Annotated in this window: 8 protein-coding genes; 5 read left to right on the plus strand and 3 right to left on the minus strand. The window is 69.4% G+C overall.

The genetic code is table 11. From position 1 onward, the window contains the following. Window positions 1-1,270: 1,270 nt before the first annotated feature. Entirely contained in the window at window positions 1,271-1,477 is a 207-nt protein-coding gene (locus tag F622_RS0109560) for a hypothetical protein (RefSeq protein WP_018145901.1), read from the minus strand. A gap of 54 nt (window positions 1,478-1,531) precedes the next feature. Further along, on the minus strand, window positions 1,532-1,756 hold the full coding sequence (locus tag F622_RS0109565) for a hypothetical protein (protein ID WP_018169561.1): 225 nt from the start codon (window positions 1,754-1,756) through the stop codon (window positions 1,532-1,534). 208 nt (window positions 1,757-1,964) lie between these two features. On the opposite strand from F622_RS0109565, the gene F622_RS0109570 reads away from it, so the two are divergent. Then, window positions 1,965-2,462: a DUF302 domain-containing protein gene (locus F622_RS0109570; RefSeq protein WP_018169562.1), complete on the plus strand. Its 498-nt coding sequence runs from the start codon at window positions 1,965-1,967 to the stop codon at window positions 2,460-2,462. A 308-nt stretch (window positions 2,463-2,770) separates the two neighbouring features. Then, window positions 2,771-6,103, plus strand: coding sequence for an EAL domain-containing protein (locus F622_RS0109575; protein ID WP_026331560.1), 3,333 nt, complete (start codon window positions 2,771-2,773; stop codon window positions 6,101-6,103). A 90-nt stretch (window positions 6,104-6,193) separates the two neighbouring features. On the opposite strand, the gene F622_RS0109580 is transcribed toward F622_RS0109575, so the two are convergent. After that, window positions 6,194-7,453: a NupC/NupG family nucleoside CNT transporter gene (locus F622_RS0109580; RefSeq protein ID WP_019571825.1), complete on the minus strand. Its 1,260-nt coding sequence runs from the start codon at window positions 7,451-7,453 to the stop codon at window positions 6,194-6,196. A 240-nt stretch (window positions 7,454-7,693) separates the two neighbouring features. On the opposite strand from F622_RS0109580, the gene recC reads away from it, so the two are divergent. The 3 genes from recC to recD are packed head-to-tail and all read left to right on the plus strand — an operon-like array spanning window position 7,694 to window position 16,991. After that, a complete protein-coding gene (gene recC / locus F622_RS0109585) occupies window positions 7,694-11,194 on the plus strand; it encodes an exodeoxyribonuclease V subunit gamma (protein WP_038096322.1) in 3,501 nt (1,166 codons plus the stop codon). Then, window positions 11,191-14,883, plus strand: coding sequence for an exodeoxyribonuclease V subunit beta (gene recB / locus F622_RS0109590; RefSeq protein WP_019571827.1), 3,693 nt, complete (start codon window positions 11,191-11,193; stop codon window positions 14,881-14,883). The genes recC and recB overlap by 4 nt, the downstream gene beginning before the upstream one ends. Further along, window positions 14,880-16,991 carry an exodeoxyribonuclease V subunit alpha gene (recD, locus tag F622_RS0109595; protein WP_019571828.1) on the plus strand — a complete coding sequence of 704 codons (2,112 nt, stop codon included), beginning with the start codon at window positions 14,880-14,882 and terminating at the stop codon, window positions 16,989-16,991. The genes recB and recD overlap by 4 nt, the downstream gene beginning before the upstream one ends. Window positions 16,992-17,138 lie beyond the last annotated feature (147 nt).

Genomic DNA, 17,138 nt, shown 5'->3' on the forward strand with positions numbered 1-17,138 from the left:
TTCCGGGATGCGGGATCGGAGAAACGGGCAGGGCAGCCGTGTGTGGGCCCCATGAGACCCTGCGAATCCACCGTTGACAGGCGGACATGGACCGTTGGCGGGTTTTTCTGCTGCGGGGCTGGAATCCTCTACTTTATGTGCTAGTTTCTGTCGCGGGGACACGGACGTTCCCGAAAGAGCCGCCCGGGCAAGGATGCTGGGGTGGCTCTTTCTCTTTCTGGGTGTGGTGAAGGAAGCCCGGCTTTCGGGCAGGTTGGCCCGCGACTGCTGGCCCTTCGGCGGCGATTCGAGATTGTTGGGCATTGGGTGGATCCTGCGCTGGAGATCCCGGCTCTTCGCTGCGCTTTGGCCGGGATGACGGGGTAGGGGCGCTGCGGCCGGGATGACGGGGTTGGGGCTGCGGCCGGGATGACATTTTGTAGTGGTGCGGTTGAGGCCGGGATGTCGGGTGGGGCGTTACGGTCGCAGGCAATGGGCGGGTGCTTGGGGCGCTCGAGGCGATCGCCACGTCGCTTTGCTCCTCGCGATGACGGGGGAGGGCCCGCCCCGGATTGACGAGGTGGGGAAGCGGCTTCGGGATGCCGGGTTCAGGCCTGGCGCCCTGGTGGGATGGCCTCGGTGGTTCGGGTGCCACGGTGGGGCAGTACGGGCGGAAGAAGTGCGTTGGGTCGCGAATCACGGGCTGCGACGGGAGGCGAAATGACCGCTCAGAGGTGGAAATCGACCGCTGACGTATTTTCCTGGTGTGTGGATGGAATAATTTTGTCGCTGTGTTAATTTTTGCCGCGGGGACAAGGATGCCCCCGAAAGAGCCGCCTGGGCATGGACGCCGAGGCGGCTCTTTCTCTTTGCGGGTCTTGGGAAGGAGACGTGGCTTTCCGATGGGTAGGAGGCGCCGTTACAGGCTTTTCTCCGGTGATTCGGGGTCTCGGAGCCTGGAGGCGTGCCGGGTAGTACGGCCGGGCTAATGGGCGGGCGTTTGGGTCGATCGAGGAGATCGCCACGTTGCTTTGCTCCTCGCGATGGCGGGATTAAGGGCTGTGGTCGCGAGGAGAAGGATCCGGGGGTGTGCAGGGGTCGGGTCTGGCGGGGGGCGCGGACTGCGGCGCTCCCACGAGGGTCGGGCCTCGCACCTGTTGTGGCTCCGGGCCGTGCAGGAGCCGAGCCTCTCGGCGATTGCGGGTTGGTTGGACCCGTATCGCCCAGGGGCCTGGTCTCTTGCAGGGGGGGGCACCGGGCCGGCCCCACGGGGTGTGGGGCGGGTGCCGGATCAGTGGTCCGCCGGGGGCATGTATTCGTGGCGGATGTGGTCCGGTTGCTCGGGCAGTTGGATGCCGGCGTTTTCCAGGGCTTCGGTTAGCTCCTCGCACTCGTCGAGTTCGTCGGCGCGCTTCTTGAGCGTGGCCAGGGCGTCGGCGGCTTCCGCCTGGGGCATGGTGATGACGAGTTCCCCGTTTTCCGCTTTTTCCAGGTGCATGTGCTGCTCCTTAGTGTCTTGTGGTGAGTCGATGATGCCTTTGCGGCGGCGGGCTCAGTCCTCGATGGAGGGCTGCTTGGGGGCCTGCTCGTCGAAGGCATGCGGCGGCTGGCGGAATTCGTTTTCCAGCTCGTAGATGCCGTCTTGCAGCACGGAGCCCAGTGCCCGCGCGCCGTTGCTGATCTCGCCTTCGAGCTCGGTGATGTTTTCGGCGATGCCCTTCGCGGTCTTCTTGTCGATCTTCAGGGTGACCGTTCCGTCCTTCAGTGTGGCTTCCATGTCGATCTCCTGGTTGCGATGTTGGTGACGTCGGTTGTGCCCGTGTAGAACGGGTCTGATTCGTGTTCGGTTGACCTGCATCAAGATAGCCGGGCTCGTTGGGCGCTATCCTGTATAACCGTTGCTGCCTCCAACGTACCGAAGAGGCAGCCGATCACGAGCATTCCCGCTTCCCGGGAAAGGAGAAACCATGATGCATTCTAAAGTGATGACCATGCGCCACGGCCCGCGGTTCCTCGCACTGGTGGCGATGCTGCTGGCGCTGGCGTTCGTCGGTGCGGCGCAGGCCGATAACCATGGCGACCAGCAGCCGGAGATGGTGAAGGTGACGCAGAGCCCGCATTCGTTCCCGGAAACCCTGGCCGCGTTCGAGCGCGAGGCGTCCGAGGCCGGCTGGAGCATCCTGAACCGCAACAACATGGCCGGGACGCTGTCCGAGCGCGGTTTCACCATTGATCCGGTGGTGATCCTGGACGTGTGCAGCGGGCGCTACAGCGCCCAGATCCTGGAAGAGGATGCGTATCGCCCGGTTTCCGCCTTCATGCCCTGCCGGGTGAGCGTTTATCAGGACAGCCAGGGGGATGTGTTCATCTCGCGGATGAATGTCCCGGACTTCCTTCCGATGATGCCGGAAGGCGTGGCCGAGGTGATGGAGAAGTCTTCCGAGGAGATCGAGGCGATTATCGAGCGGGCCATCGCCGAGTAACGCAATCCGGTACAGTCCTGTACCGCAGGCCGGGCGTCAGGCTGGATTGGATCTGACGTGCCCGGTGCAATGGGGCCCGCTTCGGCGGGTCCCTTGTTGTTGGGGTCGAGGGATGACGGCCCGCCGGTTCCCCTGGAATGTGCAATGAACGCTTGAATGGAGACGGGGTGTCCCCCGATGCAGATGCCGTTGGCATTGACGAGAAGCGACGCGACTAGCAGGGATTCGGCCCGATGGGGCGCCGCGCCAGCCGGAAACGGGGCGCGGCGCTTTTTTGCGTCCGCGTCGAGCGCGTGCGGGCACCGCCGATGACGACCCGGCGTCAGGTGTCGCGGCGCTTCGCGGCCGGGTGGATCGCGGGTGCCTATGTCGTGCTGGGGCTGTTGTGGATTGCCCTGTCCGATGTGGCGCTGGCCTGGTGGGCGGGGGCGGACATCACGACCGCCCTGACACGGGTGAACCTGGGCAAGGGCTTTGGGTTCGTGCTGGTCTCCGGGGCGCTGCTTTATCTTGCGATGCGCTGGTTGCCGGCCTGGCGCGACGAGGCGCCGGGTACGGGTGCGCGCGAGGAGCTGGCGCGTTTCGGCGCCTGGCCCTGGCTGGTGCTGGCCGTGGCGGTGATCGCCTCCACCGCAGGCGTAGGGCTGGGCGCGTGGCATTTGCAGGGGGCCGCCGCCGAATCGCAGGCGCGTGAGGATCTGCAACGCGCGGCTTTTTTGAAGGGCGGCGTGATCGACCAATGGCTGGCGGAGCGTACCGGCGACGCGATGGTTCTGGGCGAGGCGCGGGGCTTCAACCTGTTCGCGGTAACGGCCCTCGAGCGGCGTTCGACGCTGGCGCTGGAGCAGGTGCGCGATCGCCTGGAGCTGATGCGCACGGCTTATAATTACGACAGCGTGGCCCTGCTGGATGCGGATCGTCAGCCGGTGATCGAACTGGGCCGCAGTGCCCTCGACGAGGCCGCGATGGACGCGGTGCTGCGCGAGGTGCGCCGCAGTGGCGAGACCAGTGAGCCGATCCTGCACGCGGACCCGGACCGGCGCCCGCGGATCAGCTGGGCGGTGCCGGTGCGCGACCGGGCGGCGCCGCAGGATCCGGTGGTGGGACTGGTGCTGCTGTCATCGACGCTCGAGAACCTGCATCCGTTGCTGACCCTGACCGAGAATCGCAACGGCATGGATGCCCAGGCGCATATCGTGGTGCGCGAGGGCGACCAGCGCGCCATGATTGCCCGGATCACCGAGTCCGGAGGCCTGATTATCCCGGCGCCTGCGGCCTTCCCCCGGCTGCGCGAACGGGTCCTGGATCATCCCCGTGGCGACGTTGTGATCGAGCGCTTTGAGGACGCGGACAGTCCGTTCCTTGCCGGTGTACAGGGGCTGGCACCCGCGGGCTGGGACCTGGTGCTGAAGCGCGATCTCGACGCGCTTCAGGCGCTGCCACGGCAGCAGGGGGCGTGGGCGGCCGGGGCCACGCTGTTCGTCTGGCTGGTCGTGCTCGGGGCGGGGGCGTTGCTGTGGCGTCAGCAGTGGTTGCGGCGCAACCTGGTCCTGGTGCGGGCTCACGCCGATCAACATCGACTGCTCGGGATCTTTTTCGATATGCCGTTTGTCGGCATGGCGATTTCCGGACCGCGGGGTCAGGGCTGGGAGCGCGTGAATGCGTGCCTGGCCGACATGCTGGGTTATGGGCCGGACGAGCTGGCGGCGATGGACTGGGACCGCCTGGCCATACCCGAGGATCGTGGCTGCGAGGCGGTGCTGGACGCCGAGATGCGCCGCGGCGACCGTCCGGGCTATAGCGTGGTGAAGCGCCTGCTACGACGTGACGGGCGGGTGATGGTCGCGGATATCGACGTGAAGTGCAGCCGCACGCCGCAGGGCGAGCTGGACCGGGTGGTGGCGACGGTCGGGGACATCACCGAACAGCGCGAACAGGAAGAGCGGCAGCGCCTGGCCTCGGTGGTGTTCGAGAACACCCGAGAAGGGGTGGTGATTACGGATGCCAGCGCCCATATCCTGTCGGTGAACCGGGCCTTTACCCAGTTGATGGGATACACCCAGGACGAGGTGGTGGGGCACACGCCGAAGATGTTCCAGTCCGGGCGCCACGATCAGGCGTTCTACACCAGCATGTATCGCGAGCTGCAGGTGAACGGTCACTGGCAGGGCGAGATCTGGAACCGGCGCAAGAACGGCGAGATCTTCCCGGAGTTGCAGAGCATTACCGCGGTGCGCGACGAGCAGGGCCACCTTACACATTACGTGTCGGTGTTCGCGGATATCTCGCGGATCAAGGCGTCGGAGGCGGAGCTCGACTTCCTCGCGCATCACGATCCGCTGACCGAGCTGCCGAATCGCCGCTTGCTGCGCGCACGCCTGACGCACGGCATCTCGTTGATGCGTCGCCGCCAGGGGCACCTGGCGCTGCTGTTCGTGGATATCGACCGCTTCAAGGACATCAACGACAGCCAGGGCCACGCCGCGGGCGACCGCTTGCTGAAGATCGTCGGTGAGCGCCTGCAGGTGGGGCGGCGCGGAACCGATACCGTTGCCCGCCTGGCGAGCGACGAGTTCGCGGTGCTGGTGGAGAACCTGGGGCATGTGGACGACGCCGCGCTGGTGGCGGAGAACATCATCCGCGAGGTGGGCTACCCCTGTGATCTCGGCAACGGCGTGGAGATGGAGATTGCCGCGACGGTTGGCATCGCGGTCTTCCCCGACCATGGGGTGGATGCCGACACCCTGTTGCAGCAGGCGAGTACCGCGCTGTCACAGGCCAAGATGGACGGGCGCGGGAGCTATCGGTATTACTCCGACGAGTTCACCCGTGCGGCACGCGAGCGCATTGACCTGTCGGCGCGCCTGCGCCGCGCCATCGAGGCGGATGCGCTGGAGGTCCACTACCAGCCGCAATACAACGTCGAGGACGGGCGTCTGCTGGGGGCGGAGGCGCTGTTGCGCTGGACCGATCCCGAGCTGGGTCCGATCTCGCCGGGGCGCTTTATCCCGCTGGCCGAGCAGACCGGCCTGATCGTGGAGCTGGGGGGCTGGGTGCTGCGCCGGGTGATCGAGCAGGGCCATCGCTGGCGCGCGGCGGGCTATCCGCCGATCCGCCTGGCGGTGAACGTCTCGGCGCTGCAGTTCCAGCGGGTGCCGATCGACCAGCAGGTGGGCCAGTTGCTGGAGGACTTCGAGTTCCCGGCGGATCAACTGGAGCTGGAGATCACCGAGTCCGCGCTGATGGCGGACCCGAGCCGGGCCCGGCGCATCCTGATGCGCCTGCGCGAGCGCGGGGTGCACTTTGCGATCGACGACTTCGGCACCGGGTACTCCTCCATGGCGCAGCTCAAGCGTTTTCCGGTGGACACGCTCAAGATCGACAAGAGCTTCGTCGACGGCCTGGCCGAGGACGATGCGGCCGGCAGCGCGGACGATCGCTCCATTGCCCGCTCCATCGTTGGTCTGGGCCATGGCCTTGGGCTGACCGTGCTGGCGGAAGGCGTGGAGACCGCCGAGCAGCTCGCGGTTCTGCGCGAGCTGGGCTGTGACCACTATCAGGGGTTCTACGCCAGCCGCCCGGTGCCGGCGCTCGAGTTCGAGGCCTTGCTGACCAGCGCTCCGGGCACGCCTTCACCCTAGGTGTGATCTCTCAATAGGTTGTCCACGGGGCGACTCCGAAGGATGTTGCAGCGGCCCGTCTGGCGAGTCCGTTGCGGGCCGAGCATCGGGCTAGACCCCGGGCAGGTGCAGGATGCCGACCACGGCGCCGGTCATCAGCGTGGCCAGGGTGCCGGCCACGATGGCGCGGATGCCGAGGGCAACGATCTCGCTGCGTCGCTCCGGGACCAGCGCGCCCAGCCCCCCGATCAGGATGCCGAGACTGCCGAGGTTGGCGAACCCGCTGAGGGCGTAGATCAGGATCAGCTCGCTGCGCGTGGAGAGGGCGTCGCGCGGCAGTTCGGCCAGATGCAGGAAGGCCACCATCTCGTTGAGGATGGTCTTTACCCCGAGCAGGGAGCCGGCGGTGACCGCCTCGTTCCAGGGGATGCCCATCAGCCAGGCCAGCGGCGCGAAGACCCACCCCAGCATGCGCTCCAGGCTGAGGGCCGCCCCGGCCACCTCCGGCAACGCGCCGAGCATGACGTTAACCAGCGCGACCAGCGCAATTACCACGATCAGCAGCGCGATGATCTGCAAGAGCAGTTCCAGCCCGCGCAGGGTGCCGCGGGTGATGGCATCCATCGAACTGCTGGCAGGCTCGGGTTCGGGCAGCAACTCGCCCGTGGTCGAGGGTGCGGTGGGCGGGATCATCACCGTGGCAACCAGCAGTGCGGCGGGCAGGCTGATCAGGGAGGCGACGATCAGATGGCCCAGGGCATCGTCCAGCACCGTGTTGATGATGGTGGCGTAGAGCACCAGCATGGTGCCGGCCAGGGTGGCCATGCCGACGGCCATCAGCGCGAACAGCTCGCTGCGGGTCATCTCCCGCAGATAGGGGCGGATCACCAGCGGGGATTCGACCATGCCGAGGAACACGTTCGACGCGGTGCCCACGCCCAGGGCGCCGCCGATCCCGAAGGCCCGCTGCAGCACCCTGGACGCGGCGCGGATCAGCAGCGGCAGGATGCGCCAGTGAAACAGCAGCGCCGAGAGTGCGCTCAGGACCAGGATCAGCGGCAGGGCCTGAAAGGCGAGCACGAAGGTGCTGCCGTGGCCTTCGGTCGCAAATGGGGGTTCGTCCCCGCCGATGTAGCCGAAGACGAAGGTGGTCCCGGCTCGCGTCGCGTCGGTCAGGGCGACCACGGCCTCGTTGGCCCACAGGAACAAGTGCTGCATGCCCGGCACGTTCAGCAGCAGCGCGGCAATCCCGAATTGCAGGGCCAGGCCGGCCAGTACCGGCCGCCAGGGGAAAGACCGCCGGTGCTCGCTCAAAAGCCACGCGATCGCAATGAAGACCAGAAGGCCCAGGCCGGCTTGCAACTCGGTCACGAACGGTCTCCGACAAAAATCGCGGGCACAGCATACCCGGGGGCTGGGGTCGATGTGCGCGCCGGGTCGGCGGCGGACCGGGCGGGCCATGCCGGGTTGCGTGTCGGGCGCGACGTGGATCGTCGCCTGGGGATGGTAGGGTAGGCGCATCTGGACCACGCGGGCCTTGAGGCCCTGCGCGGCATTTCCCGAATGGATCAAGGAGGCGGGTTGGTGGAGTCGCGCGAGTTGCAGCCAGGGATGGTGGTGCTGCATGGCAATCACTTGGAGTCGCTGCGCACGCTGGCGGTGGAGTGGATGCGCCGCGCGCCGCTCGGTCCGCTGGAGAACGAGACCATCCTGGTGCAGAGCAACGGCATGGCGCAGTGGCTGCGGCATGCCCTGGCCGCGCCGCCGGATGCCGACCCGCCGGGCTGCGGGATCGCGGCGGCGCTGGACATGCAGTTGCCGTCGCGCTTCGTGTGGTCGGCCTATCGCGCGGTGCTTGGCGCCGAGGCCGTTCCGCTGGAATCCCCGTACGCCAAGCGGCCGCTGACCTGGCGCCTGATGCGCCTGTTGCCCGAGTGCCTGGCGCAGGACGCCTTTGCACCGCTGCGCCAGTTCCTGCAGGACGACGATCCGGGGCAGGGGGGCGACCTGCGCAAGCGTTTCCAGCTGGCCGAGCGCCTGGCGGACCTGTTCGATCAGTACCAGGTGTACCGCGCTGACTGGCTGACCGACTGGGCGGCCGGACGCGACATCCTGTGCGACGCCCGCGGGCAGGAGCGCGAGCTGGCCCCAGGGCAGCGCTGGCAGGCCGAGCTGTGGCGCTTGCTGCAGGCGGATATCGGTGCGGCGCGCGAGGCGGTCAGTCGCTCGGCCGTGCATGCCCGCTACATGGATGCGGTGCGCGCGCTGGAGCAGCCCCCGGCGGGCCTGCCCCGGCGGATCATCGTGTTCGGCATCTCTTCGCTGCCGGGGCAGATCCTGGAGGCGCTGGAGGGCCTGGCGCGCTTCTGCCAGGTGCTGGTCTGCGTGCACAACCCCTGCGAGTACTACTGGGCCGACATCGTCGCCGACAAGGACCTGCTGCGCGCCACGCGCCGGCGCCAGGCGCGCAAGGCGGGCATGCCCGAGGCCCTCGACGAGGCGGAGCTGCACAACCACGCCCACCCGCTGCTGGCGGCCTGGGGCAAGCAGGGACGCGACTACATCGGGCTGCTGGACGAACACGACGACCCCGAGCACTACGGCCGGGTGCTGCGCACGCTGGACTGGGAGCGCGTGGACGTCTTCGAGCCGCACGGCACGCGCGGGCCGGAGGACTGCCTGCTGCACCAGCTGCAGGAGGACATCCGCGAGCTGCGCCCACTCGCCGAGACCCGGGAGACCTGGCCCGCGGTCCCGGCGGAGGACCATTCCATCCAGTTCCACGTGGCGCACAGCCCGCTGCGCGAGGTGGAGCTGCTGCACGACCGGCTGCTGGATCACTTCGAGCGCGACTCGTCGTTGCGCCCGCGCGACGTGATCGTGATGGTGCCGGACATCGATCAGTACGCCCCGCACATCGAGGCGGTGTTCGGCCAGCCGGAGACCGATGATCCGCGTTTTATCCCGTACACGCTGTCGGACCAGGGGCCGCGCGGTCGCGATCCGGTGCTGATTGCGCTGGAGCAGTTGTTGTCGCTGCCGGAGAGCCGGATGGGCGTCAGTGAGCTGCTGGACCTGCTGGATGTGCCCGCGGTGCGCCGGCGCTTTGGCATCGCGGAGGAGGACCTGGGTCAGCTTCACCGCTGGGCCGAGGGGTCGGGCGTGCGCTGGGGGCTGGATGCCGCACAGCGCGCCGGGCTGGGCCTGCCCGAGGGGCTGGAGCAGAACACCTGGCGCTTCGGCCTGCGGCGGATGCTGCTGGGCTACGCCCTGGGCGACCAGGGTCCGTGGCAGGGCCTGGAGCCCTACGACGAGATCGGCGGGCTGAGTGCCGCGCTGCTGGGGCCGCTGGACGCCCTGATCACGGCCCTGGAGGAGGCCTGGGCGTGGCTGCGCCAGGCGCATGCGCCGGTAGACTGGGCCGTGCATTTGGGTGGGCTGCTGGAGCAGTTCTTCGCGGCCGAGACCGATGCCGAGCTGTTCACCCTGGAGCAGCTGGGCGAGGCCCTGGATCAATGGCGCGAGGACTGCGCGGCGGCCGGCCTGGAAGAGGCGCTGCCGCTGGCGGTGGTACGCGAGCAGTGGCTGGCCAGCCAGGACGATTCCGGGGTGGGCCAGCGTTTCCTCGCCGGGCAGGTGAACTTCTGCACCCTGATGCCGATGCGGGCGATCCCGTTCCAGGTGGTCTGCCTGCTGGGGATGAACGATGGCGACTATCCGCGCAGCCCGACCCCGGTGGATTTCGACCTGATGGCGAACGACTACCGCCCGGGCGATCGCTCGCGCCGCGAGGACGACCGCTACCTGTTCCTGGAGGCGCTGCTCTCCGCGCGGCGCCAACTGCATGTGAGCTGGGTAGGGCGGCATGTGCGCGACAACGAGCCGCGCCCGCCGTCGGTGCTGGTGGGCCAGCTGCGTGATCACCTGGCGGCGGGCTGGGGCCTGGCCGGGTCCGACGGGCGGGAGGCCGGCCCGGCCCTGGTGGACCACCTGACCACCTGGCACCCGCTGCAGCCGTTCTCCCCGGTGAACTTCCCGGCGGCGGACGCCGCCGGCGATCGGCACTTTACCTACGCGCGGGAGTGGGAGGCAGTGCACGATCCGGCGCCGGGCGCTGCGGCGGATGCCGCTGGTGGCGCCCCCGCGGCGGTTCCGTTGCTGGAGGCAGAGCGCGAGCCGCGCGCCCTGGGGCCGGAGGCATTGACGCGCTTTCTGCGCTTCCCGGTGGAGGCGTTCTTCCGCCATCGTCTGGGGGTGTTTTTCGACGAGGAGGAAGAGGCCGGCGACGACCTGGAACCCTTTGGTCTGGCCGGGCTGGAGCAGTGGCAGGTGCGTCAGCAACTGGTCGCGGCGGCACTCGAGACCACCGACGACGCGGACGCCTGGCCGAGCATCCTGGAGGCGGAGTCGGCCCGGCTGCAGCGCGCGGGCCGGCTGCCGCTGGGGGCGGCAGGCGAGCTGGAGCGCGACGCGATGGTGGAGGAGGCCGCGCGGCTGCTGGAGCGGATCGGCGAGCGCTATGCGCTGTACCCCGAGTCGTTGCCGGCCGCGCGGCCCCTGCGTCTGGAACACGAGCACTGGGGCCTGGAGGCCGTGCCACCCGCCTTGCGCAGCGACGGGCAGGCGCGGGTATGTCTCGACTACACCGCGGGCCGCATTGGTGATGGCAAGAAGTGGCGCTTCGACAAGCTGATGGCGCCCTGGGTGATGCATCTGCTGGCCAACGCCGGGACGGGCGGCGTGGACTCCGAACTGGTTGGACTGGACAAGCGCCTGGAGCTCCCGGGGCTGGAGCCGGGGCTGGCCGAGGAGTTGCTGGGCACGCTGCTGGAGGCCTGGGTGGCCGGCCAGGAGCGGCCGCTGCCGCTGGCCTGCGCCGCCGCCTTTGCCTGGCTCGCGGCGGAGGAGGGGTCGAAGGATCCGTATGACGAGGCGCTGAAGACCCTGGCCGGGAATGACTTCGCCGTCGGCGAATGGTCGCGCAGCCCGGCGCTGGCGCGTGCCTGGCCCGACCCCGAGACCCTGCTGGACGATCCGGACTTTGCCTTCTGGCGCGACCGGATTTACCGGCCGGTGTTTTTCGTGGTGAATCAGGCGGAGGACCCCGCATGAGCGCGACCGCCCACAAGTTGGATCTGCTGGGGCTGCCCCTGCACGGCAGCCGCCTGATCGAGGCGAGTGCCGGCACCGGCAAGACCTACACCATCGCCGCGCTGTATCTGCGCCTGGTGCTGGGGCACGGCGAGCTGCCCGAGGGCACCGGCGCCCTGACGCCCCCGCAGATCCTGGTGATGACCTTTACCGACGCGGCGACCCAGGAGTTGCGCGAGCGCATCCGCGATGCGCTGGCGATTGCCGCGCGCGTGTTCCGCGCGGAGGACCCGGATGCGGTGCCGGGCGTGCAGGACATCCACAAGCAGTTGCGCCGCGAATACACGGAGGCGGAGCGTCCGGGCGCCGCGCGCCGGCTGGAGCTGGCGGCGGAGTGGATGGACGAGGCCGCGGTCTCCACCATTCATGGCTGGTGCTATCGCATGCTGCGCGAGCATGCCTTCGACAGCGGGAGCCTGTTCACCCAGGACCTGGCGAGTGACCAGCAGGAGTTGCTGGCGGACGCGGCGCGCGACTATTGGCGCCGTTTTGTCTATCCGCAACCGGCGGCGCCACTCGCGCTGCTGCGCAACGCCTTCGGTGCTGATCCCGACACCCTGCTGCAGAAGATCCGGCCGCTGGTCGGGCATCTCCCGGCCCACACGGCGGATGTGGAGCTGGAGACGCCGGAAGGCTTGGCAGCTGCATTGGGCGATCGGCTGGCGCGGCTGGAGGCCATGAAACGGCCCTGGCGCGAGGCGTTCGCGGCGGTGGCCGAGCAGTTCGAGACGCTGCGCAACTCGGTGCTGAACAAGCAGAAGTACAGCAACCCGGAGAAGTTGCTGGGGGCCATGCGCGACTGGGCGGCGGACCCCGGCGCACTGCGACCAGGCGGGGTCTCCGGCGACTCGCCCCTGGAGCGTTTCAGCGCGGCCGGAATGCAGACGCGGCTGAAGGCGGGGCAGGCGCTGCCGGACGATCTGCATCCGGCCTTCGCGGCGCTGGACGATCATGCCGAGGTCTGTGTGGACGACCGCGAGCGCCTGTTGCAGGCGGCCGCGCGGCAGGTGGACGCGCGGTTTCGCCAGGCACAGCGTCAACGCGCGCAGATGGGTTTCAACGACCTGCTGACCCGGCTGCGCGACGCCCTGGACGGACCCGGTGGCGAACACCTGGCAGCGACCCTGCGCGCCCAGTTTCCGGTGGCGCTGGTCGACGAGTTCCAGGATACCGATCCGGTGCAGTATCGGATCTTCCACCGCGTCTACCGCATCGACGAGAACCCGCGCGATCTGGGCGTGCTGCTGATCGGCGACCCCAAGCAGTCGATCTATCGCTTTCGTGGGGCGGATATCCATACCTATCTCGCCGCGCGCGCGGCCACCGCCGGGCGGCATTACACGCTGGAGCGAAACTTCCGGTCGACCGATGCCCTGGTGCAGGGCGTGAACCGGCTGTTCCAGCATGCCGAGGGCTGGCAGGACGGGGCCTTCCTGTTCCGCTCGGGAACGGAGAACCCCTTGCCGTTTCTGCCGGTGGACGCGAACGGGCGTGCGGAGGTCTTCGAGAACGATGGACAGGCGATGCCGGCCGTCACGCTGTGGTGCTTTGATCCGGGCGAGCCGGTGCCCAAGGGCGCCTATCGCGAGCGCATGGCGCAGGCTTGCGCCAGCTACATGGTGGAACTGCTCAACGGCGGGATGGCCGGTCGCTGTGGCTTCCGCAAAGGTGAGGCATTGACCGGGGTACGGCCACGCGACATGGCGGTGCTGGTGCGCGGGCGTGGCGAGGCGGATGCGATCCGTGCCGAGCTGCGCCGGCGGGGTGTGCGCAGTGTGTACCTGTCCGATCGCGAGTCGGTGTATGCGACCGCCGAGGCGGGAGACCTGCTGCGCTGGTTACGCGCCTGCGCCGAACCGACCAGTGAACGCCTGCTGCGCGCGGCGCTGGCGACCGCGACGCTGGGGCAGTCGCTGGCCGAACTGCATCGGCTGACGCTGGACGAGCTGGCGTGGGAGGTCCGCGTCGAGCAGTTCCGCGACTATCGGCGGCTGTGGCAGTCGCGCGGGGTGTTGCCGATGCTGCGCCGCCTGCTGCACGACTTCGAGGTCCCGCGCCGGCTGCGTGCCACGGCCGAGGGCGAGCGTGCCCTGACCAACCTGCTGCATCTGAGCGAGCTGTTGCAGCAGGCGGCCGCCGAGCTGGACGGCGAGCAGGCGCTGATCCGGCATCTGACGGAACATCGCGGCGGCGAAGGCGAGACCGGGGAGGAGCAGGTCCTGCGCCTGGAGAGCGACGAGGACCTGGTCAAGGTGGTTACGCTGCACAAGTCCAAGGGGCTGGAGTATCCGCTGGTGTTCCTGCCGTTCGTCTGCAATTTCCGTCAGACGGATACGGCCAAGGACGTGCCCTACCGCGATCATCCGCCGCAGGGTGGGGCGCGCTGGGTATTCCGCATGGACGGCGAGGTGTTCGAGCGCGCCGAGCGCGAGCGCCTGGCCGAGGATCTGCGCCTGTTGTATGTCGGCATGACCCGCGCGCGGCATGCCTGCTGGCTGGGGATTGCGCCGATCGTCTCCGGAAACAGCAAGACCAATCACTTCGACCGCACGGCGGCCGGATACCTGCTGGCCGGACCCGCGGGGGTGCAGGACAGCGGGTTGGAGGCCGCGCTGCGGGATGCAGCCGGCGACGCATCGGCGATTCATGTGGGGGCGCTGCCGGAGGCGCGCGCGGTGGCCGCGCAGATGGGCAGTGCCACGACCGCGACGGGGCCGGCCCGGGTGCCGCCGCCGCGCCGCTTCGAGCGCTGGTGGGTGGCCAGTTACAGTGCGATTGCCGCGCATGACGAGGGGGTCGCGCCGGTGGCCCCCGACTCGGCGCGCGAGGACGTGCTGCGCGAGGGGGTGGCGGATGCGAGTCGGCCGCCGCTGGAGGCGCCGGAGCCCGAGTCGCGCGCGGCCAGTGGGCTGCATGCCTTCCCGCGCGGGCCCGGGCCCGGCACCTTCCTCCACGGGCTGCTGGAGTGGGCGGCGGAGCAGGGCCTCGCTGCGCAGGCGGCAGATCCCGAACGGATGGTGCAGGAGATCGCGACACGCTGCGAGCGGCGGGGCTGGAGCGAGTGGTCGGAGACGGTCGCGGACTGGATGCAGCAGTTGCTTGCGGTCGCCTTCCCGCTGGAGGACGGCGACCATTTCAGTCTGGGCGGCCTGACCACCTATCAGCCGGAGCTGGAGTTCCTGTATCCGACGCGCAACCTGCAGGCGGGCGAGCTGGATCAGGGGGTCCGCGCGCAGATCCTGCCCGGACAACCGCGCCCGCCGCTGGGGAACGTGACCCTGAACGGGATGCTGAAGGGATTCGTCGATCTGGTCTTCGAGCACGGCGGGCGCTATTACGTGGCGGACTACAAGTCCAACTGGCTGGGGACTTCGGCCCAGGCGTACACCCCGGAACGCCTGCAGGCGGCGGTGCTGGAACACCGCTACGACCTGCAGCTGGTGCTCTATACCCTGGCACTGCATCGCCAACTGGCCGCGCGCCTGCCGGGCTACGACTATGACCAGCACATGGGTGGCGGGGTGTACCTGTTCCTGCGTGGCGTGGATGCGCCGGGGCACGGGGTGTTCCACCACTGCCCGCCGCGCGCGCTGATTGAATGGCTGGATCACCGCATGGCGGCCGGCCCGAACCGGGAGGCGACGGCATGAGCGCGGTGATGACAACGGGCACCTTGGCCTCGGCGGAGGCCGTGCTCGACCTATTGCGCGAGTGGGAGGAGGCGGGCTGGCTGCGCGGCGTGGACCGGGCGCTGGTGCGCTTCCTGCACGAGCAGGCCCCGGCGGCGTCGCCGCTGGCCCTGCTGCTGGCGGCGCTGGCCAGCCATCAGGTCGGACGCGGCCATGTCTGTCTGGAACTGGACGCATTGCTGCAGGCCCCCGACGCCACGCTGGCCCTGCCGCCGGAGGGCGAGCCGGGGTCGCGGCCGCCGCCGCGGCCCTCGTCGGTACTGCAGGGGGTATCCGTTGCGCAGGTCGCGGAGGCCCTGCAGGACAGTGGCCTGGCCGGACCGGGCGAATTGGGTGGAACGCCGCTGGTGTACACCGGGGAGCAGGTCTATCTGCGCCGCTATTGGGAGAGCGAGCGCCGCATCGGCCAGGCCATCCGCGCGCGCCTGGCGGACCGCGAGGCCTGGCAAGGTGCGCTGGACGAGCAGGCGGCGCGGGACTGGCTCGATCATCTGTTCGGACCGCCGGCGGAGGCTGCCACCGATCCGGACTGGCAACGCCTGGCCTGTGCCCTGGCGGCCGGTTCCGGCTTCAGTGTGATTACCGGTGGGCCGGGGACCGGCAAGACCACCACCGTGCTGCGACTGCTCGCGTTGTTGCAGGGGTTGCAGGGTCCGGACGACCCGCTGCGCATCCGCCTGGCGGCGCCGACCGGCAAGGCGGCGGCGCGCCTGAATGCCTCGGTCAGCGGGGCGCTGGATCGCCTGGGGCTGGACCAGCTGCCCGATGGCGACGCGCTGCGCCGGAGCCTGCCGGCCGAGGTGGTGACGGTGCACCGTCTGCTCGGGGCGCGCCCGGATACCCGGCACTTCCGCCACGGGGCGCGCAACCCGCTGGCGGTGGATGTGCTGGTGGTGGACGAGGCCTCGATGATCGACCTGGAGCTGATGGCGAGCCTGGTCGAGGCCGTGCCACGCACGGCGCGCCTGATCCTGCTGGGGGATCGCGATCAGCTCGCCTCCGTGGAGGCCGGCGCGGTGCTGGGCGAACTGTGCCACCGCGCCGGGGGCGGGCACTACACGCCGCAGACCGCGCACTGGCTGGAGGCCGTGACCGGGATGGCCGTACCGGCGGCGATGCAGGATGCGGCCGGTCAGGCGCTGGACCAGCACATCGTGATGCTGCGCGAGAGTCATCGCTTCGGCGCGGACAGCGGGATCGGGCGGTTGGCCGCGGCGGTGAACACGGGCGAGGCATGGAATGGGCCGGACGGGGACGATGCCGTCCGGCAAAAGGTACTCGCTGGGCCCGAGGACCCGGCACTGGTGACGCTCGCGGTGGACGGGCGCGCGGACACGCCGGAGGGCGAGGCGGTGGGTTATGCGGGCTATCTCGAGGGCCTGCGGGCGGCGCGGCCGGCCCCGGCGGCCCCGCGCGCGGCCTGGGAGGACTGGGCGCGCGACGTGCTGGCGGCCCACGGGCGGTTCCAGCTCCTGTGCGCGGTGCGCCGCGGCCCGTGGGGGCTGGAGACGCTGAACCGGCGCGTCGCCGCGGCCTTGCAGGCGCGCGGACTGCTCGAGGGGGACGCGGGACGGATGGACGGGCCCGGGGCCGGCGGACAATGGGTCGAGGGGCGCCCGGTGATCGTCACGCGCAATGACTACGCGCTGGGGCTGATCAACGGCGATATCGGCATTGCCCTGGCCGTCCCGGCCTGGCTGGCGCGTGGCGAGCCGGAGGCGGACTCGGATGCCACCAAGGGCGAAGACTCGGTGCTGCGGGTGGCGTTCCTGGCCGCCGGGGACGGCGGGCGTGTGCGCTGGGTGCTGCCCAACCGCCTGGAGGCCATCGAGACCGCGTTTGCCCTGACGGTGCACAAGGCCCAGGGGTCGGAGTTCGAGCATGTGGCCCTGGTGCTGCCGGACGCGGACAGCCCGATCCTGACCCGCGAGCTGGCCTACACCGCCATCACCCGCGCCAGCCGCTGGTTCAGCCTGCTGGAGCCACGCGCGGGCACGCTGGTTGCGGCCAGCCAGCACCAGATCCGCCGTAGCGGCGGCCTGCGGCGGTGGCTGGGGAACGCGTCGTAGAGCGTCGTAGGGTGCGTTGAGCATCGCGAAACGCACCGTTCACGGGACAACACCCGCCCTCTTGATGCGATTCGCTGCGCTCATCGGCATCCTACGTCCGTTGCCCGTGTCCGGGGTTGGCAGCATTGTCGGATGCGATGAGCCCCG

Origin of the sequence: Thioalkalivibrio sp. ALMg3, from assembly GCF_000381225.1 — a bacterium.
Classification (GTDB): Bacteria; Pseudomonadota; Gammaproteobacteria; order Ectothiorhodospirales; family Ectothiorhodospiraceae; genus Thioalkalivibrio; species Thioalkalivibrio versutus.

Excerpts from the sequence above, each read along its gene's own strand:
- recD (WP_019571828.1), top strand. The coding sequence starts at position 14,880 with ATGAGCGCGGTGATGACAACGGGCACCTTGGCCTCGGCGGAGGCCGTG.
- F622_RS0109565 (WP_018169561.1), bottom strand. The coding sequence starts at position 1,756 with ATGGAAGCCACACTGAAGGACGGAACGGTCACCCTGAAGATCGACAAG.
- recC (WP_038096322.1), top strand. The coding sequence starts at position 7,694 with ATGGTGGTGCTGCATGGCAATCACTTGGAGTCGCTGCGCACGCTGGCG.
- F622_RS0109575 (WP_026331560.1), top strand. The coding sequence starts at position 2,771 with ATGACGACCCGGCGTCAGGTGTCGCGGCGCTTCGCGGCCGGGTGGATC.
- F622_RS0109560 (WP_018145901.1), bottom strand. The coding sequence starts at position 1,477 with ATGCACCTGGAAAAAGCGGAAAACGGGGAACTCGTCATCACCATGCCC.
- F622_RS0109570 (WP_018169562.1), top strand. The coding sequence starts at position 1,965 with ATGACCATGCGCCACGGCCCGCGGTTCCTCGCACTGGTGGCGATGCTG.
- recB (WP_019571827.1), top strand. The coding sequence starts at position 11,191 with ATGAGCGCGACCGCCCACAAGTTGGATCTGCTGGGGCTGCCCCTGCAC.